26 protein-coding genes are annotated in these 23,031 nt (G+C 70.7%); 9 read left to right on the top strand and 17 right to left on the bottom strand.

What is annotated here, in order from left to right; translation table 11 throughout:
- Positions 1 to 35: 35 nt before the first annotated feature.
- On the bottom strand, positions 36 to 1,250 hold the full coding sequence (locus KV102_RS08685) for an MFS transporter (RefSeq protein ID WP_374197347.1): 1,215 nt from the start codon (positions 1,248 to 1,250) through the stop codon (positions 36 to 38).
- An 11-nt stretch (positions 1,251 to 1,261) separates the two neighbouring features.
- Here KV102_RS08685 and KV102_RS08680 point away from each other — a divergent pair, with 11 nt between their 5' ends.
- Positions 1,262 to 2,614 (top strand): GH1 family beta-glucosidase, encoded by a 1,353-nt coding sequence (locus tag KV102_RS08680; protein ID WP_220345937.1) that lies wholly within the window; start codon positions 1,262 to 1,264, stop codon positions 2,612 to 2,614.
- Between the two features lie 7 nt (positions 2,615 to 2,621).
- Here the strand turns inward: KV102_RS08680 and KV102_RS08675 are convergent, their stop codons facing one another.
- The 4 genes from KV102_RS08675 to KV102_RS08660 all read right to left on the bottom strand — a co-directional run bounded on the left by KV102_RS08675 (position 2,622) and on the right by KV102_RS08660 (position 5,524).
- A complete protein-coding gene (locus KV102_RS08675) occupies positions 2,622 to 3,227 on the bottom strand; it encodes a response regulator transcription factor (protein ID WP_220343206.1) in 606 nt (201 codons plus the stop codon).
- Positions 3,224 to 4,288, bottom strand: coding sequence for a sensor histidine kinase (locus tag KV102_RS08670; protein ID WP_220343205.1), 1,065 nt, complete (start codon positions 4,286 to 4,288; stop codon positions 3,224 to 3,226). Before KV102_RS08670 ends, KV102_RS08675 begins: the two co-directional genes overlap by 4 nt.
- 5 nt (positions 4,289 to 4,293) lie before the next feature.
- On the bottom strand, positions 4,294 to 4,773 hold the full coding sequence (locus KV102_RS08665) for a DUF6069 family protein (RefSeq protein WP_220345936.1): 480 nt from the start codon (positions 4,771 to 4,773) through the stop codon (positions 4,294 to 4,296).
- 127 nt (positions 4,774 to 4,900) lie between these two features.
- Entirely contained in the window at positions 4,901 to 5,524 is a 624-nt protein-coding gene (locus KV102_RS08660; protein WP_220345935.1) for a vitamin K epoxide reductase family protein, read from the bottom strand.
- A gap of 146 nt (positions 5,525 to 5,670) precedes the next feature.
- Here KV102_RS08660 and KV102_RS08655 point away from each other — a divergent pair, with 146 nt between their 5' ends.
- Complete coding sequence (locus tag KV102_RS08655) at positions 5,671 to 6,645, top strand: hypothetical protein (RefSeq protein WP_220345934.1); 975 nt, start codon at positions 5,671 to 5,673, stop codon at positions 6,643 to 6,645.
- Between the two features lie 5 nt (positions 6,646 to 6,650).
- Here KV102_RS08655 and KV102_RS08650 read toward each other — a convergent pair whose 3' ends face one another.
- From KV102_RS08650 to KV102_RS08640, 3 genes are all read right to left on the bottom strand, one after another.
- Positions 6,651 to 7,106: a hypothetical protein gene (locus KV102_RS08650; RefSeq protein ID WP_220343201.1), complete on the bottom strand. Its 456-nt coding sequence runs from the start codon at positions 7,104 to 7,106 to the stop codon at positions 6,651 to 6,653.
- A gap of 73 nt (positions 7,107 to 7,179) precedes the next feature.
- On the bottom strand, positions 7,180 to 7,893 hold the full coding sequence (locus tag KV102_RS08645; protein WP_220343729.1) for a ferredoxin reductase: 714 nt from the start codon (positions 7,891 to 7,893) through the stop codon (positions 7,180 to 7,182).
- Positions 7,894 to 7,913: 20 nt separating this feature from the next.
- Positions 7,914 to 8,513: a sulfite oxidase-like oxidoreductase gene (locus KV102_RS08640; RefSeq protein WP_220343200.1), complete on the bottom strand. Its 600-nt coding sequence runs from the start codon at positions 8,511 to 8,513 to the stop codon at positions 7,914 to 7,916.
- Between the two features lie 85 nt (positions 8,514 to 8,598).
- On the opposite strand from KV102_RS08640, the gene KV102_RS08635 reads away from it, so the two are divergent.
- A complete protein-coding gene (locus KV102_RS08635) occupies positions 8,599 to 9,228 on the top strand; it encodes a nucleoside/nucleotide kinase family protein (protein WP_308290274.1) in 630 nt (209 codons plus the stop codon).
- Here KV102_RS08635 and KV102_RS08630 read toward each other — a convergent pair whose 3' ends face one another.
- The 3 genes from KV102_RS08630 to KV102_RS08620 are packed head-to-tail and all read right to left on the bottom strand — an operon-like array spanning position 9,229 to position 11,885.
- Positions 9,229 to 10,389 (bottom strand): acyl-CoA dehydrogenase family protein, encoded by a 1,161-nt coding sequence (locus KV102_RS08630; RefSeq protein ID WP_220345933.1) that lies wholly within the window; start codon positions 10,387 to 10,389, stop codon positions 9,229 to 9,231.
- 42 nt (positions 10,390 to 10,431) lie between these two features.
- The gene (locus tag KV102_RS08625) at positions 10,432 to 10,860 is read right to left on the bottom strand and encodes a pyridoxamine 5'-phosphate oxidase family protein (RefSeq protein WP_220345932.1); all 429 of its coding nucleotides are present in this window, start codon (positions 10,858 to 10,860) and stop codon (positions 10,432 to 10,434) included.
- Between the two features lie 14 nt (positions 10,861 to 10,874).
- Complete coding sequence (locus KV102_RS08620) at positions 10,875 to 11,885, bottom strand: aldo/keto reductase family protein (RefSeq protein WP_220343197.1); 1,011 nt, start codon at positions 11,883 to 11,885, stop codon at positions 10,875 to 10,877.
- A gap of 69 nt (positions 11,886 to 11,954) precedes the next feature.
- Between KV102_RS08620 and KV102_RS08615 the strand changes: the two genes are divergently transcribed.
- Entirely contained in the window at positions 11,955 to 12,467 is a 513-nt protein-coding gene (locus KV102_RS08615) for a hypothetical protein (RefSeq protein ID WP_220345931.1), read from the top strand.
- A gap of 43 nt (positions 12,468 to 12,510) precedes the next feature.
- On the top strand, positions 12,511 to 12,966 hold the full coding sequence (locus KV102_RS08610) for a DUF421 domain-containing protein (RefSeq protein ID WP_220343195.1): 456 nt from the start codon (positions 12,511 to 12,513) through the stop codon (positions 12,964 to 12,966).
- A gap of 6 nt (positions 12,967 to 12,972) precedes the next feature.
- On the opposite strand, the gene ppgK is transcribed toward KV102_RS08610, so the two are convergent.
- From ppgK to hppD, 5 genes are all read right to left on the bottom strand, one after another.
- A complete protein-coding gene (gene ppgK / locus KV102_RS08605; protein ID WP_220345930.1) occupies positions 12,973 to 13,734 on the bottom strand; it encodes a polyphosphate--glucose phosphotransferase in 762 nt (253 codons plus the stop codon).
- Between the two features lie 38 nt (positions 13,735 to 13,772).
- Positions 13,773 to 15,029 (bottom strand): iron uptake transporter deferrochelatase/peroxidase subunit, encoded by a 1,257-nt coding sequence (efeB, locus tag KV102_RS08600; protein ID WP_220345929.1) that lies wholly within the window; start codon positions 15,027 to 15,029, stop codon positions 13,773 to 13,775.
- Positions 15,030 to 15,060: 31 nt separating this feature from the next.
- On the bottom strand, positions 15,061 to 16,224 hold the full coding sequence (gene efeO, locus KV102_RS08595; RefSeq protein WP_220345928.1) for an iron uptake system protein EfeO: 1,164 nt from the start codon (positions 16,222 to 16,224) through the stop codon (positions 15,061 to 15,063).
- A 41-nt stretch (positions 16,225 to 16,265) separates the two neighbouring features.
- The gene (gene efeU, locus KV102_RS08590; RefSeq protein WP_220343191.1) at positions 16,266 to 17,123 is read right to left on the bottom strand and encodes an iron uptake transporter permease EfeU; all 858 of its coding nucleotides are present in this window, start codon (positions 17,121 to 17,123) and stop codon (positions 16,266 to 16,268) included.
- Between the two features lie 97 nt (positions 17,124 to 17,220).
- Positions 17,221 to 18,426: a 4-hydroxyphenylpyruvate dioxygenase gene (hppD, locus tag KV102_RS08585; RefSeq protein WP_220345927.1), complete on the bottom strand. Its 1,206-nt coding sequence runs from the start codon at positions 18,424 to 18,426 to the stop codon at positions 17,221 to 17,223.
- A 177-nt stretch (positions 18,427 to 18,603) separates the two neighbouring features.
- On the opposite strand from hppD, the gene KV102_RS08580 reads away from it, so the two are divergent.
- The 4 genes from KV102_RS08580 to KV102_RS08565 all read left to right on the top strand — a co-directional run bounded on the left by KV102_RS08580 (position 18,604) and on the right by KV102_RS08565 (position 21,734).
- Positions 18,604 to 19,107, top strand: a complete 504-nt coding sequence (locus tag KV102_RS08580; protein WP_255560819.1) for an Lrp/AsnC family transcriptional regulator — start codon at positions 18,604 to 18,606, stop codon at positions 19,105 to 19,107.
- Between the two features lie 153 nt (positions 19,108 to 19,260).
- Positions 19,261 to 20,352, top strand: a complete 1,092-nt coding sequence (locus KV102_RS08575) for a Glu/Leu/Phe/Val dehydrogenase (protein ID WP_220343188.1) — start codon at positions 19,261 to 19,263, stop codon at positions 20,350 to 20,352.
- A 34-nt stretch (positions 20,353 to 20,386) separates the two neighbouring features.
- The gene (locus KV102_RS08570; RefSeq protein ID WP_220343187.1) at positions 20,387 to 21,316 is read left to right on the top strand and encodes an acetamidase/formamidase family protein; all 930 of its coding nucleotides are present in this window, start codon (positions 20,387 to 20,389) and stop codon (positions 21,314 to 21,316) included.
- A 130-nt stretch (positions 21,317 to 21,446) separates the two neighbouring features.
- Positions 21,447 to 21,734, top strand: coding sequence for a hypothetical protein (locus KV102_RS08565; protein ID WP_220343186.1), 288 nt, complete (start codon positions 21,447 to 21,449; stop codon positions 21,732 to 21,734).
- 81 nt (positions 21,735 to 21,815) lie between these two features.
- On the opposite strand, the gene KV102_RS08560 is transcribed toward KV102_RS08565, so the two are convergent.
- Positions 21,816 to 23,015: a homogentisate 1,2-dioxygenase domain-containing protein gene (locus tag KV102_RS08560; RefSeq protein WP_220345925.1), complete on the bottom strand. Its 1,200-nt coding sequence runs from the start codon at positions 23,013 to 23,015 to the stop codon at positions 21,816 to 21,818.
- Between the last annotated feature and the right edge of the window lie 16 nt (positions 23,016 to 23,031).

Here is a 23,031-nt window from a genome sequence, read left to right as displayed (position 1 = left end):
CCGCAGGGCTCCCCCTCGTCCATACCCCCCGAGTGTCAGGGGCGGGCTCGGGCGACGGCCTCGATCTCGCGCTCCGGCGCGAAGGTCCGCGCCACGAGCAGGATCAGCGGGACGAGGACCAGCGGTACGACGTAGATCCACCGCAGCTGACCACCGGTCGCCAACGCGCCGATCAGCGCCGCGCCGACGATGTTGCCGACGTAGTTGAAGAGGTTGAGACGTGCGATGGCAACGTCGGCATCGGTGCCGGGGATGCTGCCCGCGGCAGCGAACGCGAGCGGGATGACGATCGGCAGCCCCAACCCCATCAGGCCGAAGGCGGCGATCGCCATCCACGGCACCGGCGCGGCCACGACCAGGAAGAGCGCGACCAGCCCAACCACGGTGCCGGCGCGGACGACCGGCACGGCGCCGTACCGGCTGACGAACCGGTCGCCGGCGAGCCGCGAGATCACGGCACCAAGTTGGTAGGCCGCATATCCGAGCGGGGCGACGGTCTCGCTCGAGTCGAGCGCCTTGTGCAGATAGAGCGAGCTCCAGCTCATCACCGACGTGTCGGCGAGATAGAAGACGATCACCACGAGTCCCAGGGCCAGCAGAGGCCGCCACGGGACGTGAAGGGACGCGGCGGAGCCCTCGGAGTCGTGGGTGACCTCCTGCTCGACGCCCGGGCCCACGAGGGACGGCGAGACGACGACGGTGACCACGATCCCGACCATGCCCAGCGCGACCAGCGAGGGCATGAGTCCGATCCCGAGCTCGGCGCTGCCGGCGGCGTACAAGGCGCCGACGATCGCGCCGATGCTCCACATGGCGTGGAACCGGGTCATGATGCTGCGGCCGTAGAGCCGTTGGACGGTCACGCCCTGCATGTTCGTCGCCGCGTCAGCCGCCCCGACGCCGATGCCGTAGACGGCGAAGGCGACGTACATGCCCGGCAGCGACTCCACCAGGCCGACCACGACGACCATCGCGCTGATGATCAGCAGGGCCAGCCGGAGAGCGAGCGCGCTCGAGTGCCGCACCGCGATCCGCTCGGCGAGCAAGGAGCCCGCCCCCGCGATGACCGACGTGAGGAGCAGCATGATCGTGACGTCGGCCTCGGTCACGCCCCGCTCGTCCTCGAACGTCGGCAGCCGCGACAAGATGGTGACCAGGATCGCGGCCTGGAGGAAGAACCCGACCGACGTCGCCAACCGTGCGCGACGCAGCGCGGCCGACGGCGCTTGCGTGATCTTGGACACGCGCACAGTATGTGCCCATGGCAGCTGGCGTGACCAGGGTCGCGAGTCACTCGTCGTTCTGGTGGGGCGCGGCGACCGCGGCGTACCAGATCGAGGGCGCCGCCGACGAGGACGGACGTGGCCCGAGCATCTGGGACACCTTCTGCGCCGAGCCCGGCCGGGTCACCGACGGCTCGTCCGGTGCGGTCGCGTGCGACTCCTACCACCGGTGGCCCGAGGACCTCGACCTCCTGGCCGGTCTCGGCGCGAACGCGTACCGGTTCTCCCTCGCCTGGCCACGGGTGCAGCCCCGCGGCCAGGGACCCGTGAACCAGGCAGGGATCGGCTATTACGACCGACTCCTCGACGGCCTCCTGGAGCGGGGGATCGCGCCGGTCCCGACCCTCTTCCACTGGGACCTTCCCCAAGCCCTGCAGGACGCCGGCGGCTGGATGGCGCGCGAGACCGCCGAGAGGTTCGCCGAGTACGCCGCGGTGGTCGCCGAGGTGCTCGGCGACCGGGTCGCGGCCTGGGGCACCCTCAACGAGCCGTTCGTGCACATGGCGTTGGGATACGCCTTCGGCACCCACGCACCGGGAGAGACTCTGCTCCTCGACGCCTTCGCGGCGGGGCACCACCAGCTGCTCGCGCACGGGCTCGCGACGCAGGCGCTACGAGCAGGGCCGGGTGACGCGCCGGTGATGCTCGTCAACAACCTGACACCCGTACGCGCGGCGTCGACCTCGGCGACGGACACCGCCGCGGCGCGCGCGTACGACGCCTTCCACAACAGGATGTTCCTCGACAGCGTGCTCCGTGGCGCCTACCCCGACGAGCTCGGTGCCGCCGTGGCCGGTGCCGGCGCGGTGGTGCGAGACGGCGACCTGTCGGTGATCGGGCAGCCGCTGGACCTGCTGGGCGTCAACTACTACAACCCCACGCAGGTGAAGGCGCCCGGTCCGGGCAGTCCGCTCCCGTTCGAGCTTGTGCCGATCGAGGGTCCGGCGCAGACCGGCTTCGGCTGGCCGGTCGTCCCCGACGGGCTCACCGAGCTGCTGGTCGGGTTGCGCGACACCTACGGGGCCGGGCTCCCGCCGATCGTGGTCACCGAGAACGGCTGCTCGTACCCCGACGTGCTCTCGCCCGGCGGGACGGTCGACGACTCCGACCGCATCGCCTTCCTCGACGCCCACATCGGTGCGGTCGGCGAGGCGCGCGCGGCCGGCGTCGACGTCCGCGGCTACCTCGTGTGGTCGCTGCTCGACAACTTCGAGTGGGCCGAGGGCTACACCCAGCGGTTCGGGCTCACCTACGTCGACTTCTCGACAGGCCGGCGCACCCCGAAGGCCTCGTACGGGTGGCTCCGTGACCGGATCGCCCGGGGCTGGTGAGGACGGGTCACAGCCAGCCGTTGTCGCGGGCCAGCAGCGCCGCCTCGGTCTTGTTGCGGGTGCCGGTCTTGCTGATCGCGACCGAGAGGTAGTTGCGGACGGTGGCCGGCGAGAGGTGGACGCGGCCGGCGATGTCGACGATCGACGAGCCGTCCTCGGCTGCCGCGAGGACCTCCTTCTCGCGCGGCGTCAACGGGTTCGCGGGTGCCCGCAGCGCCGCACCGGCGAGCTCGGGGTCGACGACGGTGCCGCCGGCGGCGACCCGCCGGATGGCATCGGCGAGGCCCTCCACGGGCGCGTCCTTGACCAGATAGCCCCGAGCGCCGGCGGCCATCGCCCGCTGGAGGTACCCGGTGCGCGCGAAGGTAGTGACGATGACGACACGGCACTCCGGAAGCACGGTCGCGAGCTGCTCTGCCGCCTCCAGACCGCTCACGTGCGGCAGCTCGATGTCGAGGAGTGCCACGTCCGGCCGCTCGCGGAGAGCGGTCGGCACGATGTCGTCGCCGTCGTCGACCTGGGCGACCACCTCGAGGTCGTCCTCGAGGTCGAGGAGCACCGCGAGCGCGCCCCGCATCATCGCCTGGTCCTCGGCGAGAAGGAGCCGGATCACGTCACCGGCACCCGCGCGACCAGACGGAAACCCTCGTCCGCCGGCTCGTACGTCAGCAGACCCCCCACCGCCGCCACCCGCCGACGAAGCCCTTCGAGCCCACCGTCACGTCTGCTCACCTCGAGAGGCCCCCCGACCCCGTCGTCGGCGACGGTCAGCTCCACCTCTCCGTCGACGCCGGTCAGCGCGAACGTCGCCTGCGTCGCGCCAGAGTGCCGGATGACGTTCGTCGCGCCCTCGCGCACCACCCAGGCGAGCGTCTCGTCGACCGGCTCGGGGAGCTCACCACCGAAGGGAACCACCTCGCTCCGGATCCCCGCCGCGTACAAGGCGTGACGTGCGCCCTCGAGCTCCTCCGACAGCCGCGGCGCCCGCATCGCGTCCACCGCGCGCCGTACGTCGACGAGCGCGTCGCGGCCGATCCGCTCGATGTCGGCGGCGTGCACGGCCGCAGCCGCCGGGTCGCGCTCCGCAAGCCTCCGTACCGCCTGCGCCTTGACCACCATCACGCTCAGGGTGTGTCCCAGGAGGTCGTGGAGGTCGCGTGAGAACCGCTCACGCTCCTCCGCCACGGCCACCCGGGCGAGCTCGGCGCGCGTGCACCGCAACGCCGCGTTCGCCTCGAGCAGCCGAAGGTAGGCCGTCGTCGCTCCGCCAGCGAGCAGCACCCCCGCGACGCCGATCCAGAACGTTTCGCCGACGTCGTCGACCCTCCACATCGCCGTCGCCGAACCGGCAGCCGCGGCGACGACGGTCACCGCCAACGGCCACCCCCTCAAGACGACGGGCGCGGTGATCGCGAGCAGGGTCCACGGAGTCATCCAGCCTTCGCCCTGCGTGGACGCGACGACCGTCGCCACACCGAGGACGACCAGTGCCGCGACGCGTCCGGTCAGCACGGTGGCGACCGAGGCTGCCGCCACCGTTGACAGGATCGCGATCTGACCGAGGACCTGCGCCGACCCGCCGTGCAGGGCGAACAACGGGACACCCGCGAGCAACGGGACCCAGACGAGGACAGCGGCGTACCGTCGCGCCTGGCAGCCCCACGTCTCGGCCATGAGGTTCAACCTACTGCTCGTCCGCGTGCGGCGACGCGCTCGCGTGGACCGTCGACGGGCCCGTGAACATGCCGCAACCACAGGATGGCCACCGCCGCGACGACCACGTGAATGCTCATCAGCGCGACCACCGCACGCGCCGACAGCGCCGAGGTCGGCGACATCAGCGAGACGACCGCGAAAGCCGTCGCGATCCAGGTCCACCACCGCAGCCCCGCCTCCGAGCGCCGCTGCATCCATCTCAACAACGCCGCACCGACGAGGACGAAGGCGACCGCGCTGAGCACGACCGACACCACGCCCACCTCCTGGACGCCGCCGCCGAACCCCTTCACCTCGAGCTCCACGCCGATGACCTGGCTCCACAGCAACCAGGCGAACGCAGCGGCTGCAGCGCTCACCACCGCCGCTGCCAGGTCGTCGAGGAAGGTGCCCCGCCGGTCCGCGGTCTCCGACGTGCCGTCCCGGCTCAGCTGCTCTGTCATGTCGCTCCTCCGTCCACGGCCCGACCTGGGCCGTACGGACGACGCTACGGAGCGACGTGGGGCGGCTCCCAGAGCGAAAAGTGGGCAGTCGGGGATGACATCTGTCCTCCCGCGCAGGCCCGTCCCCTCAGGAGGCGAAGAGGCGCTCAGGCCCGAACTGGAACCAGATCGCCGAGACGACGGCGACGTACCAGAGGAGGACGATCAGCAGCGTCCAGTTCGAGACGAAGCGGGTCACCGCCGACGTCGGGGCCCAGGAACGCAGGTTGCGCGCGGTCACGGCCACGAACAGCGGGATCGTCACCGTCCACACCACCATGCAGTAGGGGCACAGCTTCACGAGGTTGTAGATGCTCGTGTACTGCAGGAAGGTGATCAGGGCGACCGCGAGGACCGCGCCGACCTGGAGGCCCGCCCAGAACCACTCAGGCAGCCGCGTGCCCGAGAGCAGCAGCACGCCGAGCGTGGTCACCACGGAGAAGCCGGCGAGGCCCAGGAACGTGTTGGGGAAGCCGAAGAGTGAGGCCTGCCAGCTCGAGACGACGCCGCCGCAGTCGACCCAGGGGTTGATCGAGCAGGCGAGGCTGGCGCCAGGGGTCTCGAGGAGCTTGATCTTGTCGTAGGTGAGCATCGCCGAGGCGACCAGTCCGATCACGCCGCCGATCGCCATCAGCCAGGCCAGAGGGCTCGCTGTCCCGGTGGCGTCCACGGCACCGTCGCGCGCCGTCACCTCGTCCTCGATGTCGATCACCTGCCCATCCTAGACAGTGCGGCCGCCGGCGCGTCGAGCAGCCGGGTGACACGTCTCACCGCGTACGAGGAACTTGGAGTGGTCGAGACCACGTTGTCCTGTTGGACTGATTACGTATCCCCGGAGGGGCGTCAAGGGAGGAGAGCATGGACTCGGGACGTACTCGAACACCGCGGCGGATGTGGATCGGGCTGGTCACGACGACGGCCGCTGCCGCAGTGACGCTGCTGCTCTGCGTCACGGGGTTGCCGGACGCTCTCGTGGTGCCGGTCCTGGTCGTGCTGCTGTCCGTGATGACCGGTGGCCTGGTCGCCGACGTGCTCGTACGGCGCGACTGGCGCCGGACCGTCCGGGCCCAGCGCCGATGGCTCAACGGGCTGCCGACGGACCTCCCCGACTATCGCGGCTCGGTCGAAGAGCGTGAACGCGTGCTGTTCGGCTGGGAGAGCCGATGGTGGCGCCCGCTCGGGACCCTGTTCCTGGTGGCCCTCAGCGCTGCACTCGTCCCCTTCAACCTCCTGCTCCCCCTCGCGCCCGACGCCCCGGTCGATCAGCTGGTGGCCGGGTGGGTCACCGCGACGCTGGTGCTCACGGCGGTCCTCGTCGTCCATACCATCCACGCGGCCCGACTGGACAGCACCGGCCTCGTCTTCCCCACGCCTCGCCCGGCCTCGGTCGAGAGCTCGGCCGCCGAGCCGACCCGCAGCGCCGCCGCGATCGCACGCGAGGAGAGCATCGCGAAGTACCTCGTCGTCGAGGAGGAGGTCGCCCCGGAGATCCAGCTCGCCCGCGAGCTGGACCGGCTGACGTCGCTGCTCAACGACCCCGGAGTGCCTCGGCCGTATCTGCCGGTGCCGGCGGGGTGGATGCCGACCGCGGAGGCCGAAGCCACACCGGAGGAGCCGGTGGCCGAGGCTGGCCCTGAGGATGAGGCTGGTCCTGAGGCCGAGGCCGGCCCTGAGGCTGAGGAGCCCGCGGCCGAGGAGCCCACGGTCGAGCGGCCGGTGGTCGAAGATCCCGCAGCGGACGAGCCCGCGGACGCTGACGAGTCCGGCGAGTCCGACCGCCCCAGCTCCGAGGGCGAGCTCGACAAGCTCGCCAAGTGGTTCCGCGCCGCCTGAGGCCGTCAGCCCTTGGGCTCTTCGGAGTCCTCCGCCCCCTGCTCCTGCTCGTAGTCACGCTCCCACTCCGACCGGGCCTCGGCGGCGGCGGCGTCCCGCTCGTCCTGGGCGGCGCGGAGTGCGACGAGCGCCGAGGCGACGGCTCCGGACTCGGCCACCTCGTACGGGGTCCCTCCGATCGTGACCACGGGGACCACGGGCTCGAGGCGTCGGGCGCAGTCGGCGAGCGCGTCTCCGAGCCCGGCACCGCCCTGCCCCAGGTGGAACGAGCCGACGGCGAGGACGGTGCCCCCAGGGAGGGACTCGACGCGCTTGTCGAGCACGTCGTGGCCGATGTCGTGCTCGTCGAGGGCCGCGAGGAGCTCAGCGGTCCCCTTCTCCGAGACCGCCACCTCCACGGTCTGCGTCCCCGCGAGACCCTCGCCGATGTGAATCTCCACGTCGCTGCTGCTGCCCGTCATCAGGCGCCCCCTCTGGTGGTGGTGATCCCGGCCATCATGGCGTCCGGGACGATGGTCCGCATCCGCCGTGCGGTCAGCTCGTCGGGCCGAAGCGCTCGGTGCGGATCCGGCGCGCGTCGTGACCGAGGGCGAGAAGCATGTCCGCGGCACTCTCGACGAAGCCCGTCGGCCCGCAGATGTAGGCGGTCGGCGCGAAGTCGGGCGGCCACCCGCCCGTGTTCACGTCGGCGACGGTGAGCCGTCCGGCCGGACGGCGAGACCCCTCGGGCGCCTCTCGGGTGTAGACCTCGGTGACGTCGACACCCGGATCGGGCATGCGCAGCTCCGAGCGGTAGAACATCTCCTCGCGCGAGCGGACGGAGTAGACGAGCCGGAAGGGGGCCTTGCTGCCGGCCTCCCTGCGCGCACGAACCATCGCCATGAGCGGGACGATGCCCGAGCCGCCGGCGACCAGGAGCACGGGCTCGGTCTGGTCCGGCCGCCACACGAACCATCCACCGATCGGTCCGCGCACCTGCAGCTCGGAGCCGATCTCGAGCTCGTCGACCAGGAAGGGCGACACCTCACCGCCGTCGATCGCCTGGACCGTGATCTCGGCCCGGTCCGGCTCTCCTGCCCGCGCGAGCGAGTATTCGCGGTCGGCGGTGTATCCGTCCTCGGCGGTGAGGCGGATCTCCACCCGCTGCCCGGCGGTCGCCGCCGGCTGCCCCTCGACGTGCAGGAGAAGCGTCGCGGCAGTCGCCGTCTCGGTGCGACGGGCGAGCACCACGGCTCGCCTCCACGGCATCCCGGTCACGTGCCGGGGCCTCAGTCGCCCGCGTAGCGCTGCTCGCGCCAGGGGTCGCCGTAGTCGTGGTAGCCCGCGCGTTCCCAGAACCCTTGCCGGTCCGTGGTCATCAGCTCGAGCCCGGTGACCCACTTTGCGGACTTCCAGAAGTAGAGGTGGGGCACGAGGAGCCGTGCCGGTCCGCCGTGCTCGGGCCGGAGCGGCTGCCCGTCGTAGCCGTACGCGACCCACGCCTGTCCGTCGCGCAGGTCCGCGAGCGGGAGGTTGGTGGTGTAGCCGCCGTACGAGTGCGCCATCGCGTACGAAGCGCCGGTGTCGATGCCCGACAGCAGGACGTCGAGGCTGACTCCTGTCCACCGGGTGCCGAGCTTGCTCCACTTGGTGACGCAGTGGATGTCGACGGTGATGTCCTCGCGCGGGAGCGCCTGCAGCTCCATCCAGCTCCAGTGGTGCTTCTCGCCGCCCTCGGTGGTGATCGTGAAGGACCAGGCCCCCGGGGCGACCTGCGGGGTGGGTCCGGCCGACAGCACCGGAAAGCCACGCTCGAGGTACTGCCCCGGGGGAAGGGTGACGTCGTCGTCACCGCGCCGGCCGCGGAACCCTCGCGTGATGATGTTCATCGCGTCCTCCGTCGGGTGGGCAGAGCACGAGCGTAGAGGGTCCGACCGCCTGCCCGCACGGCTCGTGCACGACACACTGGTGTGCGTGACGATCGTCGTGGACGACCTCGACCGGGCTGCCGACCGCGCTCACCGACTCGTACGAGACGGTGGACGCCTCCTCGGGATCACCGGCGCACCGGGGGTGGGCAAGTCGTGGCTCGTCGGGGAGCTCCTTGCGAGGGCGACCGATCTGGACGTCGCGCACCTCCCGATGGACGGGTTCCACCTGGCCGACGTCACTCTGGACCGGCTGGGGCTGCGCGACGTGAAGGGGGCGCCCACGACCTTCGACGTCGGCGGGTACGCCGCCACGCTCCGCCGGATCGCCCGCCGCGAGGAGGAGGTCGTCTACGGCCCGGTGTTCGAGCGCGAGCTGGAGCAGCCCGTGGCCGGGGCGATCGCGGTTCCGCGTGCCGCCGAGCTCGTGCTCACCGAGGGCAACTACCTCCTGCTCGAGGAGCCCGGCTGGCAGGCGGTGAGAGCGCTGCTCGACGAGGTGTGGTTCCTCGCCGAGGACGAGGAGCTCCGCGTACGCCGGCTCGTGGCGCGGCACGTCGCCTTCGGGAAGTCGCCGGCCGAGGCCGAGGCGTGGGTGGCGCGCAGCGACCAGGCCAACGCGCGGCTGGTCGAGGCCACGCGAGCACGGGCCGACGTCGTCGTCCGGCTGACCTGATCAGGCGTTGCGGCGCTGTTCCCGCAGGAGGTTCGAGCCGATGATCAGGCGCTGGATCTCGCTCGTGCCTTCATAGAGGCGGAGGAGTCGGACGTCGCGATAGATGCGCTCGACGGTCGAGTCCCTCATGTAGCCGGAGCCGCCGTGGACCTGGACCGCGAGGTCGGCGACGCGGCCGGCCATCTCCGTGCAGTACAGCTTCGCCGCGGACGGGCCGATCCGGCGGTCCTCTCCGCTGACGAAGCGGCGGGCGGTGTCGCGGACGAGGCTGCGGCCGGCGAGGACACCGACCTGCTGGTCGGCCAGCATCGCCTGGACGAGCTGGAAGTCACCGATGGGCGTGCCTCCCTGGGTGGCCGTCGCTGCGTACGCGACCGACTCGTCGAGGGCCCGCTGCGCCTGGCCCACCGCGAGCGCGGCGATGTGGACGCGGCCTTTGGCCAGCGACGTCATCGCGGCGCGGTAGCCGACGTCGACCGCGCCGCCGACCAGCGCGTCGTCCGGGACGCGGACGTCGTCGAGGTGCACGTCGGCCGTCCAGGCGCCTTCCTGGCCCATCTTGCGGTCGTGCGGTCCGACGGTGACCCCCGCCGTGTCGCCCGGCACGAGGAAGACCGCGATCTGGTCGCCCTCCTCCGCGTCGACGCGGGCGAACACCATGAAGAGGGCGGCGAGCGGAGCGTTGGTGATGAACCGCTTCTCCCCGGTGATCGACCACCCGTCGTCGACGCGCACCGCCCTGGTGCGCAGCCCCGCGGGGTTGGACCCCGCACCCGACTCGGTGAGGGCGAACGACGCCACGACGTCACCGCCGGCGATCCGTTCGAGCCAGGTCGCCTTCTGGACGTCGGTGCCGAAGTTCACCAGCACCTGCCCGGCGATGCCGTTGTTGGTGCCGAACATCGACCGGAACGCGAGCGACGTGTATCCCAGCTCCATCGCCAGCTCGACCTCCTGGACGAGGTCGAGCCCGAGCCCGCCCCACTCCTGGTCGATGGCGTACCCGAACAGGCCCATCGCCTTCGCCTTGGCGAGCAGGTCGGCGGGGATCGCGTCCGCGTCGGCGATCTCTCGCTCGCGCGGCACGACGTCTCGGCGGACGAGCTGGCGCACCTGCTCGAGCATGTCCGCGAGCTCGTCTGGGCTCACCGTCGGGTTCATGGCGCGATCATGCCGGGTGGGCCGCACCGTGTCTCGTGAGGGTCAGCTCCAGGCGATCCGACGCCCGCTGACCGCGGTGGGCGTGAGCGAGATCCAGAGCACCCGGGCACCGTCCGCCCACGGCGTCGCACGGTTCGGCCCCCACAGGTCGTTGAGGACCTTGGGGTCGGTCTCGTGCTGACCGATGCCGGTGAGCAGGACCGACCACCCGGTCTGGTTGGCGCCGTCGATCGTGTCGACCTCGAAGGCGATCGGCGTGTCGGTGACGGCCTGGGCGACCGCGCCGTACGGCGTGGTGCGGAACAGGATCCGGTGCTCGTGGACCATGAAGTTCACCGGGAAGATCTGCGGCGACCCCTCGGCCACGAACCCGATCCGGCCGACCTCCTGGGTGCCGACGAGCTCCCAGCACTCGCTCTCCGACAGCTGCATGAGACGGCGGTTCGGCCCTGTCTCCCCCAACGTGCTCATCGTGTCCCTCTCCGTCAGCTCGGGCGCGTGTCAGGCGCGTTGCGTGCGGTCATCGCCGGATCGCGCACGACGACGTCACCGAGGACCTCGTCGATCGTCTTGAGCACCTCGGCATCGAGGCGCACACCGCTCGCCTTGACGTTGTCGGTGACCTGCTCCGGTCGCGAGGCGCCGATGATCGCCGCGGCGACGTTCGGGTTCTGCAGGACCCACGCGACCGCGAGCTGCGCCATCGACAGCCCGAGGTCGTCGGCGATCGGCTCGAGCCGCGCGACGCGCTCGAGCACATCGTCCTGGAGGAAGCGAGCGACCATGTCGGCCCCGCCCTTGGTGTCGGTGGCGCGCGAGCCCTCGGGCGCCGGCTGACCGGGCTTGTACTTGCCGGTGAGCACGCCCTGCGCGATGGGGGACCACACGATCTGGCTGATCCCGAGCTCCTCGCTCGTCGGCACGACCTCGCCCTCGATGACCCGCCACAGCATCGAGTACTGCGGCTGGCTCGAGATCAGCTGGACGCCCAGGTCCTGCGCGAGCGCGTGCCCGGCGCGGATCTGGTCGGCCGTCCACTCGGAGACACCGATGTAGAGCGCCTTGCCGGAGCGTACGACGTCGGCGAAGGCCTGCATCGTCTCCTCGAGCGGCGTCTCCACGTCGTAGCGGTGCGCCTGGTAGAGGTCGACGTAGTCGGTCTGCAGACGGCGCAGCGACGCGTCGATCGACTCGCGGATGTGCTTGCGGGACAAGCCCGAGTCGTTGTGCCCCCGCGGACCGGTCGGCCAGTAGACCTTCGTGAAGATCTCCAGCGACTCGCGCCGCTCGCCCTTGAGCGCGTCGCCGAGCACCTCCTCCGCGACGGTGTTGGCGTAGACGTCGGCGGTGTCGAAGGTCGTGATGCCCTCGTCGAGGGCCTGGCGCACGCATGCCTGCGCGACGTCGGCCTCCACCTGGGAGCCGTGGGTGAGCCAGTTGCCGTAGGCGATCTCGCTGATCTTGAGGCCGCTGTTGCCGAGGTAACGGAAGTCCATGTCACCCACGTTAGTGCGAGGTGCCCGACAGGGTCGGTCAGCGACCGCTGAGCAGGGCAGGATGACCCCGTGACGACGACGTACGAGGACGTGCCCGAGGACACGACGACCGGCACGGCCCGGTGGACGACGCGGGTCGTCCTCATCGCCCTGTTCCTCTTTGTCGTCGCGGGAGCGGCGGGTCTGCTCGGCGTCCGCAACCTCACCGCGACCGCCGAGGACGGTGGCTTCACGCTCTCGGTGAACTATCCGCGACTCGCGCGCGCCGGACTCGACACCCCGCTCTCGATCACCGTGTCGAACCCCGACGGCGTCGGTGAGGAGGTCGTCGTGGGCGTCTCCCAGGAGTACCTCGAGATCTTCGAGAGCCAGGGCATCTTCCCGGAGCCGAGCGACACCAGCACCGACGGCACGTACCTCTATCTCACGATCGCCGCGCAGCCCGGCGCGACCACGGTCCGCATCGACGTCGACGTCTACGTCCAGCCGTCGAGCCAGGAGGGCGAGCAGGCGACGGTCTTCGTCGCCGACGGCAGCACCCGGCTCGCCGAGACCACCATCCGGACGACGCTCCTGCCCTGACCTGGAGCAGGACGACTCGACTACCGCAGAACAGAGGCCGGCGATGGAGATCGTCGTCCGCGCCATCATCATCTTCGCCTTCCTGTGGCTCATCACCCGAGCCGTCGGACGCTCGACCCTGGGGGAGCTCAGCACGTTCGAGCTGATCCTGTTCATCGTGATGGGCGACCTCGTCCAGGGCGCCGTCACGCAGCAGGACAGCTCGATCACCGGCGCCGTGCTGGCCGTCGGCACCTTCACGCTCCTGACCGTGTCGCTGTCGTGGCTGGCGTGGCGCTTCCCCGACCGGCTGCGCTTCATCAAGGGCTCGCCGGTCGTGGTGATGCGCGACGGGGAGCCACGCATGAAGGTGCTGCGGGACCAGCGGCTCGCGCTGGAGGACCTCATCACCTCCGCCCGCGAGCAGGGCGTACGTCGCCTGTCCGACGTGGAGATCGCCGTCCTCGAGATCGACGGTCGGATCTCGTTCTTCACCTACGAGCCCGAGACGACCGCCTGACGCGTCTCAGTCCTGCGCCCGCGACGCCCTCAGAGCAGCGCCGATGATGCCGGCGGAGTTGCCGAGCCGTGCGGCCACGATGGGCGCGCGCAGGTGCAGGAGGGGGAGGAACTTGTCGGCGTGCTTCGCGACTCCTCCCCCGACGATGAACAGGTCGGGCCAGAGCAGGTCCTCGAGCCGGGCGTAGTAGCGCTGGAGACGCTCGGCCCACTCCTCCCACGAGAGGTCCTCGTTCTCACGCGCGGCAGACGAGGTGGACTTCTCGGCGTCCTCGCCGTCGATGCGCAGGTGGCCGAGCTCGCTGTTGGGGACGAGGTGTCCCTCGTTGAGGATCGCCGTCCCGATGCCGGTGCCGAGGGTGGTCATGATGACGAGACCGGACGTGTCGCGCCCCGCGCCGTACTCGCGCTCGGCGATCCCGGCGGCGTCGGCGTCGTTCAGGACGACCACCTGCCGCCCGAGCCGCTCGGTGAGCAGGTGGACGGCGTCGGTGCCGATCCAGCTGCGGTCGATGTTGGCGGCCGTACGGACCAGGCCGCGTGTCACGACGGCCGGCAACGCGACGCCGACCGGGGCCTTGCGGTCACGGTCGCCGAAGTGGTCGACGATCTCGGCGATGACGTCGACGACCGCGTCCGGTGTCGACTCCTTCGGGGTCTCGATCCGGAGCCGCTCAGCGGCGAACTCGCCCTTCTTCAGGTCGACCGGCGCGCCCTTGATGCCGCTGCCGCCGACGTCGATCCCGATCGGACGGGTCTCTTTTGCCATGGTCACCAACGTGCCACTCCGACCGGCGTCGCGCAGGCTCAGGCGGAGAAGAGGCCCTGCCCGACGTACTCGCCGCGCCGGACGCCCGGAGGGATCGCGAACAGCCCGGAGCCGGTGTGCTGGACGTATTCCTGCATGTCGTCGAGGGTGGCCAGCCGCATCTGCACCGGGACGAAGTGGGTCGCGGGGTCGACGACGTAGGCGAGGAAGAAGAGACCGGCATCCATCCGGCCGATGTCGGAGCTGCCGTCGACGAAGTTGTAGCCACGGCGCAGCATCTGCACGCCGCCGTTGTGGTCGGGGTGCGCGATGCGGACGTGGGCGGCGGGGTCGACCAAGGGCTTCCCCTCGCGGCCGGCCCGCGCGAAGTCGGGCTGGTCGCGCTCGACGCCGCCGGACAGCGGCGCCCCCTCCGACTTGGTCCGGCCGACCACGCGCTCCTGCTCACGCAGCGACTGCCGGTCCCAGGTCTCGATCGTCATCGTGATGCGCCGCGCGACCAGGTAGCTGCCCCCGGCCATCCACGGCTGGTCGGCGTCCTCGCCGACCCACACGTGGTCGGCCAGAGCGTCACGGTCGTCGGACTTGACGTTCATCGTCCCGTCCTTGAAGCCGAACAGGTTGCGAGGCGTCGCCTCGTCTCGGGTCGTGGTCGACGTCTTGCCGAACCCGAGCTGTGACCACCGCATGCCGACGGTGCCGAAGCCGATCCGGGCAAGGTTGCGGATCGCGTGCACGGCGACCTGCGGGTCGTCGGCGCACGCCTGCACGCAGAGGTCACCCTCGCTGCGCTCGGGGCGCAGGTTGTCACCGGGGAAGTGCGGAAGGGGATCGAGCGCGGCCGGCCGCCTGCCGGACAGGCCGAACCGGTCGTCGAAGAGCGAGGCCCCGAAGCCGAACGTCAGCGTGAGCCGCGACGGAGGAAGGTCGATCGCCTCGCCGGTGTCGTCCGGCGGGGCGTCGTAGTCTCCGGACGTCGGCCCGGAGGGTCCTGCGCCGTCACCATGCATCATGCGGGCGGCGGCGTCGGTCCACGCGCGCAGCATGTCGACCAGTGCCGCGCGCGAGTCGGTGGTGACGTCGAACGTCGCGAAGTGGAGGCGATCCTGCACGGGCGTGACGATGCCCGGCTGGTGCGCGCCGTAGAGGGAGTACGCCGCCGCGGCACCGGCGCGCTCGGTCTCGACGGCCGTCCCCCGCCCCGCACCGAACCCGACCGCAGCCGCGCCGACCCCGAGAGCGGCCCCACCGCCGATCAGGCCGCGCCTGCTGATCCCTCGTCGCTCCTCGCCCATGTCCTCACCTCCGATGCCTGATGCCCCTGCCTCAGACCGTCGCGGCGGCGAGCCGGGACAGCGGCTCGCTCAGCGCGTTGACGGCGTCGGACAGCGCCTTGACCTGCTCGGTCGTCAACTGGTCGTAGGTGACGAAGCCGTCACCGTCCTTGTGCTCGTCGAGGAGCGCCTGGAGCGCGTCGAAGCGCTCTGCGATCTGCGTGGCGAGCGCCTCGTCGTTCTTCTCGACGATCGGCTGCACGCCCTCGAACGCGACGCGCGCGCCGTCGACGTTGGCCTGGAAGTCCCAGAGGTCGGTCCGCGACCAGTACTCCTCCTCGCCGGTCACCTTGCCTGTGGCGACCTCGTCGAGCAGGCCACGGGAGCCGTTCGCGATCTGGTCGACGGAGTACGTGAGGTCCTGGACCCGGTCGTCGAGGGTCTGGGTGTTGGCCAGCAGGTCGTCGGCGTACGTCGACCGCTCCGCGCGGGTCAGCGGCTCGTAGCCCTTGGCCCGCTGCGGCCAGAGGTCCTTCTCGATCAGGTGCCACCCGGTCCAGCGCTGGCCCGGCTCGAGGTCGGCCTCGCGCGCGTCCATCTTGGGGTCGAGGTCACCGAACGACTCGGCCACCGTCTCGATGCGCTCCCAGTGCTGGCGCGCGACCGGATAGAGCTCGCGGGCCTCGTCGTCCTTGCCGGCCGTGTAGAGCGCGACGAACCGCGTCGTCTGGTCGAGCAGCTGGGCGCTCTGGTCCTGCACGTACGCGGCGTAGTTCTTGTTGGCCTGGTCGACCAGCACCTTGTCGTCCCCGCTGGCCGTGACGTCCTCGTCGGAGGGAGTCACCGCGAAGTCGTCGCGGATGCCCTCCCCCTTCATGCCCGGCTTGCAGGCGGTCACGTAGTCGCCCTCGGGCGCCGTCACGACGAGGTCACGAGTCAGGCCCGGGCCGATGTTCTCGATCTCGGCGACGATCCGCAGGCCGTCGGAGGCCAGCAGGTAGAACTCGGTGACCTCCGAGCCGTCGTTGCGGACGCTGAACCTCAGGTTGCCCGCGGGAGCCTTGGTGGCCGACAGCTCACAGCCGTCGGCGGTCGAGACCACGTCGAGGCTGCGGGCGTCACCTGCGTCGGCGGGTCGGTTGTCGGTGCACCCGGCGAGGACGCCGACCGACAAGGTGACGAGCCCGACGACGGCGGGGAGGGAGGTACGACGCATGTGAACGGATCCTTCGTGGGGTGATGCGGTGTGGCGGTCGGTCAGGCGGAGACGCGCTGCTCGACCGGTCGGTCGGACCGGTCGCGGCGTCGCATCGTGAGGAGGAAGAGCGTCATCGTCGGGACGAGGTACAGCAGCCAGGCGAGGCCCTCGAGGACGGTGGTGGCGGGCGAGAAGTTGAAGACACCCTTGAGAAGGGTGGCGTACCAGGTGGCCGGGTCGATGACGTCGGAGACGTCGAAGAGCACGTTGCCCAGCCCGGGGAGGATCCCCGCCTCCTGGAGGTCGTGCACCCCGTACGAGAGCACTCCCGCGGCCACGACGACGAGGAACGCTCCGGTCCAGAGGAAGAAACGCGAGAGGTTGATCCTGATCGCGCCCCGGTAGAAGAGGTAGCCGAGCACGACGGCGGTCGCGAGCCCGAGGGCGGCGCCGAGCAGCGGCTCCCACGTCGCGGTCTGGCCGTCGGCGGTGGCGGTCTGGGTCGCTGCCCAGAGGAACAGCGCCGTCTCGAGTCCCTCGCGGCCGACGGCGAGGAGGGCGACGACCACCAGGGACCAGCGTCCGGCGTCGGCGGCGACGTCGATCTTGCCGCGGAGCTCGCCGCTGATCGTGCGGGCCGCGCCGGCCATCCAGAAGACCATCCAGGTCACGAATGCCACGGCGATGATGCTCAGCGTGCCGCCGATCGCCTCCTGCGCCTCGAACGTCAGGCCGCGCGGACCGAAGGTCAGCAGGGCGCCGAAGGCCGCGCTGATCCCGACGGCGAGTGCCACTCCTGCCCAGATCCGCGGCAGGAGGTGGCGTCGCTCGGTCTTCACGAGGTAGGCGACGAGGATGCTGATGACCAGCGCCGCCTCGAGCCCCTCGCGCAGGCCGATGAGATAGTTCGCGAACACGCTTCCCCCTTGGCTTCTGTAAGCCTTGCCTAACTTAACCACGTTCGGCCGGGAGTCGCGCAAGGGCCGGCCCGTACGGCCGGCCCCTCCGCACTGATCAGAAGTTGCCGCGCCGCTCCTGCTCGCGCTCGATCGCCTCGAAGAGCGCCTTGAAGTTGCCCTTGCCGAAGCCGAGCGAGCCGTGGCGCTCGATCAGCTCGAAGAAGACAGTCGGCCGGTCACCGACCGGCTTGGTGAAGATCTGGAGGAGATAGCCGTCCTCGTCGCGGTCGACGAGGATCCCTCGGGCCTGGAGCTCCTCGATCGGCACCCGGACCTCGCCGATCCTCGCCCGCAGCTCGGGGTCGGTGTAGTAGGAGTCGGGCGTCGCGAGGAACTCCACTCCCTCCGAACGCAGGACGTCGACGGCGTTGACGATGTCGTTGGTCGCCAGGGCGAGGTGCTGCGCGCCCGGACCGCCGTAGAACTCGAGGTACTCGTCGATCTGCGACTTCTTCTTGCCCGCCGCCGGCTCGTTGAGGGGGAACTTGACCCGGTGGTTGCCGCTGGCCACGACCTTGCTCATCAGCGCCGAGTAGTCGGTCGCGATGTCGTCGCCGATGAACTCGGCCATGTTCGTGAACCCCATCACGCGGTGGTAGAAGTCCACCCAGGCGTCCATGCGGCCGAGCTCGACGTTGCCGACGACGTGGTCGAGCGCCTGGAAGATGCGCTTCGGCGCTCCCGCCCGCTTCTCGTACGCGCTGGTGCGCTCGACGAAGCCGGGCAGGTACGGACCGGAGTACGCCGACCGGTCGACGAGGGTGTGCCGGGTCTCGCCGTAGGTGGCGATGGCCCCGGTGCGGATGGTGCCGTGCTCGTCGGTGACGTCGTGCGGCTCCTCGAGCACCGTCGCGCCCTGCTCACGCGCGTGGGCGATGCAGCGGTCGACGTCGGGTACCTCGAGCGCGATGTCGACGATGCCGTCTCCGTGCGCCGCGTGGTGGGCGATCAGAGGACTGTCCGGTGCGACGGCGCCCTTGAGGACGAAGCGCACGCCGCCGCTGCGCATGACGTACGCGCAGTGGTCACGGTTGCCGGTCTCCGGGCCGGAGTAGGCGACGAGCTCCATGCCGTACGCCGACTGGTAGTAGTGCGCGGCCTGCGTCGCGTTGCCGACCACCCACACCACGGCGTCCCAGCCGGTGACCGGGAAGGGGTCGTTGGCCTCGTCGTACTCCACCAGTCCGACGAGCTTCTTGAGCTGGTCGACGTCGAGTCCGGCGAGAGCCTCCTCGCTGGTCAGCGTGTGCTCGATGGTCATCGTGTCCTCCGGTTTGTTGCGCGAGCGAGCGGGTCGAGCCTCGTGTCCCAGATCACATCGCGCGGACGATCGACTGTGCAACCGGCACCTCCTCACCTGGCCGCAACGTGCAGATCGCCCACCGGGAGGCTGGTTTGACTGGACGGATCGTCTACTTCGTACGAGAGTGGCGTCGTGATGCTCGACCAGCTCGACCTCGCCCTGATCGCGGTGATGCACGACCACCCCCGCGCGGGGGTGCTGGAGCTCTCGCGCACCACCTCCGTCGCCCGCGGCACCGTCCAGGCCCGTCTGCGGCGGCTGGAGGAGGCAGGCGTGATCACCGGGTACGGCCCTGACGTCGACCTGCGGGCGGCCGGCTTCCCCGTCCAGGCCTACGTCACGCTCGAGATCGCGCAGGGCGCCCTGGACGAGGTCCGGGAGGCGCTCGACGCGATCTCGCAGGTGGTGGAGGCCGTCGTGACGACGGGGTCGTTCGACGTCCTGTGCCTGGTCGCCACGGCCTCGCACGAAGAGCTCCAGGGCACCCTGCTGCGGCTCGACCAGTCGCCGAGCATCGTCCGGTCCACGAGCATCGTCGTGCTGTCGGTGCTGATCCCGCGTCGCGTCCAGCCGCTGCTGGAGTCGGCTCCTCGCCCGGGGACCACCCGCGCCCCGGCATACCGCTCGCACGGCAGCTGATGAGCAGACTGCGCAGCAGAGCCAGCGTTTCTCGGCACGAAGTGATCAGGACACTGAGTTCGAGCACGTGATGTTGACCACATCCGTGGGCGCTCCGAGCATGGGTGCCGACCCTTGGCGCCGACCGCGCCCCTCGGACTCGGAAGGACGCGCATGACCACCACCGCACGCGACACCGTCGACGGCATCTTCGACGGACTCGAGGGGCTGACGATCGACTCCCACGAGCGCGTCCACTTCCACCACGACGAGGCCACCGGGCTGAGCGCGATCATCGCCGTGCACGACACCCGGCTCGGTCCGGCACTCGGCGGCACGCGGTTCTACCCGTACGCGTCCGGGAGCGATGCCCTCACCGATGTGCTCCGTCTCTCGGAGGGCATGACGTACAAGGCAGCGGCCGCGGGGCTCGACCTCGGCGGCGGCAAGGCCGTGATCGTCGGGGACCCGGCGACCCTCAGGTCGCGGGCGCTGCTCCGCGCGTACGGTCGGTTCGTCGGGTCGCTGGGGGGCCGATACATCACCGCGGGTGACGTGGGCGTCACGGCGGAGGACCTCGACGTGGTCGGCGAGGAGACCCCGTACGTCGTCGGTCGCACGGTCGCGGCGGGCGGCTCGGGTGACAGCGGGTTCGCGACGGCGTTGGGCGTGTTCTCCGCGATGCGCGCGGCCGCCGCGCACACGTTCGGGAGCGCCGACCTCGGCGCTCTGACCGTCGGCGTCGAGGGGGCGGGCAAGGTCGGTCTCCGGCTGATCGGACTGCTGCGCGACCAGGGAGCGCGTGTGGTGCTCGCCGAGCCCGACGCCGGCGCACGTCGCCGGGCCGGGGAGACCCATCTCGGGCTGGAGCTCGTGGACTCGGTGGTCGACGCCGAGGTGGACGTCTATGCCCCGTGCGCCCTCGGCGGCACGCTCACGCCGGCCTCGGTCGGGACGGTGCGCGCTGGTCTGGTCTGCGGCGCCGCCAACAATCAGCTCTCAACTCCGGACGTCGAGGAGATGCTCGTCGAGCGTGGGACGGTCTGGGTGCCGGACTACGTCGCGAACGCAGGAGGCCTCGTCCAGGTCGGCGGCGAGCGCGACGGCAGCACGCCCGACCAGGTCCGGGTGAGGGTCGCCGCGCTGGAGGACCGCGTCCGCGACATCTTCGCGACGGCGAGCGCGGAGAGGACGACGGCCGGTGCCGCAGCCCGTGCTCTGGCCCGCCGGCGTCTGGACGCCGCCGAGGCGCCGCCCGGCAGGTGACGGCGAGACCTCCACGTGCGCGAGGATCGTCGGCATGACCCACCACGACCTCGCCGGCGATCCTCAGCACCTCTGGACGACGACCCACGAGCCCCGGCTGGAGGTCGCGTCCGGCGACACGGTGTCGTTCGACTGCGAGGATGCCGTGAACGGGCGGTACGACGAGGTGCCGACGGGCGGAGCGCTGCCTGCGTCCGACCCGACACGGCCGATGTACCCGCTCGCCGGCCCCGTCGTGGTCGCCGGCGCAAGGCCCGGTGACGTGCTCGAGGTGGAGATCCTCGAGGCGGAAGGGACCAAGGGATTCGGCTGGACCGTGCTGGGGCCGGACGAAGGACTGCTCGCCGCCGACTTCAGCGAGAGGTACCTGTTCCGCTGGGAGATCGACGGCGACCACACCGACATGGGCGACGTGGCGCGCGTGCCGGTCCGTCCGTTCTTCGGCGTCGTCGGCGTCTGCCCGGACACCGTCGAGCCGCTGCCGGTCATGCCGCCAGGCACGTTCGGCGGCAACCTCGACTGCCGCGACCTCGTCGTCGGCTCGTCGGTGTTCCTGCCGGTCCAGGTGCCGGGCGCGCGGCTCGCGATCGGCGACCCGCACGCGGCGCAGGGTGACGGCGAGGTGTGCGTGAGCGCGGTCGAATGGGCGGCCCGCGGTTCCGTACGCGTTCGCCTGCACCAGGGGCGATCGATCCCCGGGCCGCAGTTCCGGACTCCCGGTGCGCTGCGCACGGGGCTCGAGGATGCCGGCTGGTATGCGACGACCGGGGTGGCGCCGTCCTTGATGCGGGCCGCTCAGGACGCCGTGCGGGCGATGATCGACCACCTCGGCCACACCTACGGGCTCGACCCGCGCGACGCCTACGTGCTGTGCAGCGTCGTGGTCGACCTCAAGATCAGCGAGGTGGTCGACGCACCGAACTGGGTGGTCAGCGCGTACCTGCCGTTGAGCGTCATGCGCTGACGCGCACGCCGCGGTCGGGGAGGTTTGGAGATGTTACCGCCGGGTACCTGAGTTTGATCGCGTTTTCGCGGCCCGGGAGAGGCCGAGCCGATCCGGCTAGAGCCTCCTGATCTCACACAAGGAATTCACAATGTCGACCACGCATGCCACCCACCAGAACCACGACCGCTCGACCGCCCGACTGAGCACCGAGACCAAGGCGTCCTTCAAGACGAGCGAGCTCATCGCCTACGTCGTCGTCGCGCTCGGCGTCCTGATCGCCTCGGCCTTCGTCGACGGCAGCGACTTCGGCCCTCAGGAGGCATGGTTCTACGTGACCCTCCTGACGATCGGCTACATGGTCAGCCGCGGCCTGGCGAAGTCCGGAAGCCGTGACTTCTACGACGCCGGCGACCGGGCTGAGTCCGACCGCCACTGATCTCGTACCGAGACACCGAACCGCCTCAGCGTCTGACGCTGGGGCGGTTCGTGCGTGGTGACGGCGCCAACGCTGCCGCGGTCAGTCGGAGCCGAGGGCCCTGGCGGCGGCGGTGCCGTACGCGTGGTCGTCGGTCGCGGTGCCACCCTCGCCGAGCTCCAGCGGCCGGAAGGTGTCGACCATGACCGCGACCTCGTCGAACTCCTGGGCCCCGAGCGAGGCTTCGACTGCGCCCGGCTGCGGCCCGTGCGCGATGCCTCCCGGGTGCAGCGAGATGGAGCCGACGCCGATGCCGGTGCCCTTGCGCGCCTCGTAGTCGCCGGCGACGTAGAACATGACCTCGTCGGAGTCCACGTTGGAGTGGTAGTACGGCACGGGGATCGACAGCGGGTGGTAGTCGACCTTGCGGGGCAGGAAGTTGCAGACCACGAAATTGTGCCCCTCGAAGACCTGGTGCACCGGCGGCGGCTGGTGCACCTTGCCGGTGATGGGCATGTAGTCCTCGATGTTGAACGTGTAGGGATAGAGGCAGCCGTCCCAGCCCACGACGTCGAACGGGTGCGTGGCGTACGTCAGCCGTGTCCCCACCACTCCCGACGGACCCGATCCGCGGTGCTTGACCAGCACCTCGACGTCCGTGCCGTCCACGACGAAGGGCTCGTCCGGGCCGTGGAGGTCACGCTCGCAGTACGGCGCGTGCTCGAGCAGCTGGCCGTACCGCGACAGGTAGCGCTTCGGCGGCGCGACGTGACTGTTGCTCTCGATCGCATAGAGGCGGCTCAGCTCCGCGGGCACCCACCGGTGCGTCGTCGCCCGCGGGATGACGACGTAGTCGCCCGGCCGGTACGGCACGACGCCGAACACCGTCTCGACGACACCGGTCCCCGCCTCGACGAAGACGCACTCGTCCCCCACCGCGTTGCGGTAGTACGGCGAGGTCTCACCCGCCACGACGTACGAGATCCGCACGTCACCGTTGCCCAGGACGAGTCGTCGTCCGGTCACCGGATCGAGCGCCTTCGCCTCGGCCTCGTCGAACAGCTCGTGCAGCCTGAGGTGGATCAGCCGGATGGGGTGGTTCGCGGTCGTGGCCAGATCGGGCAGGTCCCAGACCTCGCTCGCGCTGATCGCGTGGGGCACGCCGCGGTGGTAGAGCAGCGACGAGTCCGACGAGAAGCCCTCCTCGCCCATGAGCTCCTCGTAGCGGAGCGCACCGCCCTCGTCGCGCAGCTGCGTGTGGCGCTGGCGCGGGACGTCACCGACCTTGCGGTAGTAGACCACCGTGGGCTCCCCCTCG

This window comes from Mumia sp. zg.B53 (assembly GCF_019550935.1).
Taxonomy (GTDB): Bacteria; Actinomycetota; Actinomycetes; order Propionibacteriales; family Nocardioidaceae; genus Mumia.
The sequence above is the reverse complement of the archived record's forward strand: the minus strand, read 5'-3'. Positions and strand labels throughout refer to the sequence as shown.

Coding starts and splice junctions, on each gene's coding strand:
- KV102_RS08565 (WP_220343186.1), top strand. CDS start 21,447: ATGTCGACCACGCATGCCACCCACCAGAACCACGACCGCTCGACCGCC.
- KV102_RS08680 (WP_220345937.1), top strand. CDS start 1,262: ATGGCAGCTGGCGTGACCAGGGTCGCGAGTCACTCGTCGTTCTGGTGG.
- hppD (WP_220345927.1), bottom strand. CDS start 18,426: ATGACCATCGAGCACACGCTGACCAGCGAGGAGGCTCTCGCCGGACTC.
- KV102_RS08620 (WP_220343197.1), bottom strand. CDS start 11,885: ATGGACTTCCGTTACCTCGGCAACAGCGGCCTCAAGATCAGCGAGATC.
- KV102_RS08650 (WP_220343201.1), bottom strand. CDS start 7,106: ATGACGGGCAGCAGCAGCGACGTGGAGATTCACATCGGCGAGGGTCTC.
- KV102_RS08665 (WP_220345936.1), bottom strand. CDS start 4,773: ATGACAGAGCAGCTGAGCCGGGACGGCACGTCGGAGACCGCGGACCGG.
- KV102_RS08575 (WP_220343188.1), top strand. CDS start 19,261: ATGACCACCACCGCACGCGACACCGTCGACGGCATCTTCGACGGACTC.
- KV102_RS08640 (WP_220343200.1), bottom strand. CDS start 8,513: ATGAACATCATCACGCGAGGGTTCCGCGGCCGGCGCGGTGACGACGAC.
- efeB (WP_220345929.1), bottom strand. CDS start 15,029: ATGGGCGAGGAGCGACGAGGGATCAGCAGGCGCGGCCTGATCGGCGGT.
- KV102_RS08580 (WP_255560819.1), top strand. CDS start 18,604: ATGCTCGACCAGCTCGACCTCGCCCTGATCGCGGTGATGCACGACCAC.
- efeO (WP_220345928.1), bottom strand. CDS start 16,224: ATGCGTCGTACCTCCCTCCCCGCCGTCGTCGGGCTCGTCACCTTGTCG.
- ppgK (WP_220345930.1), bottom strand. CDS start 13,734: ATGGCAAAAGAGACCCGTCCGATCGGGATCGACGTCGGCGGCAGCGGC.
- KV102_RS08645 (WP_220343729.1), bottom strand. CDS start 7,893: ATGCCGTGGAGGCGAGCCGTGGTGCTCGCCCGTCGCACCGAGACGGCG.
- KV102_RS08655 (WP_220345934.1), top strand. CDS start 5,671: ATGGACTCGGGACGTACTCGAACACCGCGGCGGATGTGGATCGGGCTG.
- KV102_RS08625 (WP_220345932.1), bottom strand. CDS start 10,860: ATGAGCACGTTGGGGGAGACAGGGCCGAACCGCCGTCTCATGCAGCTG.
- KV102_RS08630 (WP_220345933.1), bottom strand. CDS start 10,389: ATGAACCCGACGGTGAGCCCAGACGAGCTCGCGGACATGCTCGAGCAG.
- KV102_RS08570 (WP_220343187.1), top strand. CDS start 20,387: ATGACCCACCACGACCTCGCCGGCGATCCTCAGCACCTCTGGACGACG.
- KV102_RS08670 (WP_220343205.1), bottom strand. CDS start 4,288: ATGGCCGAGACGTGGGGCTGCCAGGCGCGACGGTACGCCGCTGTCCTC.
- KV102_RS08610 (WP_220343195.1), top strand. CDS start 12,511: ATGGAGATCGTCGTCCGCGCCATCATCATCTTCGCCTTCCTGTGGCTC.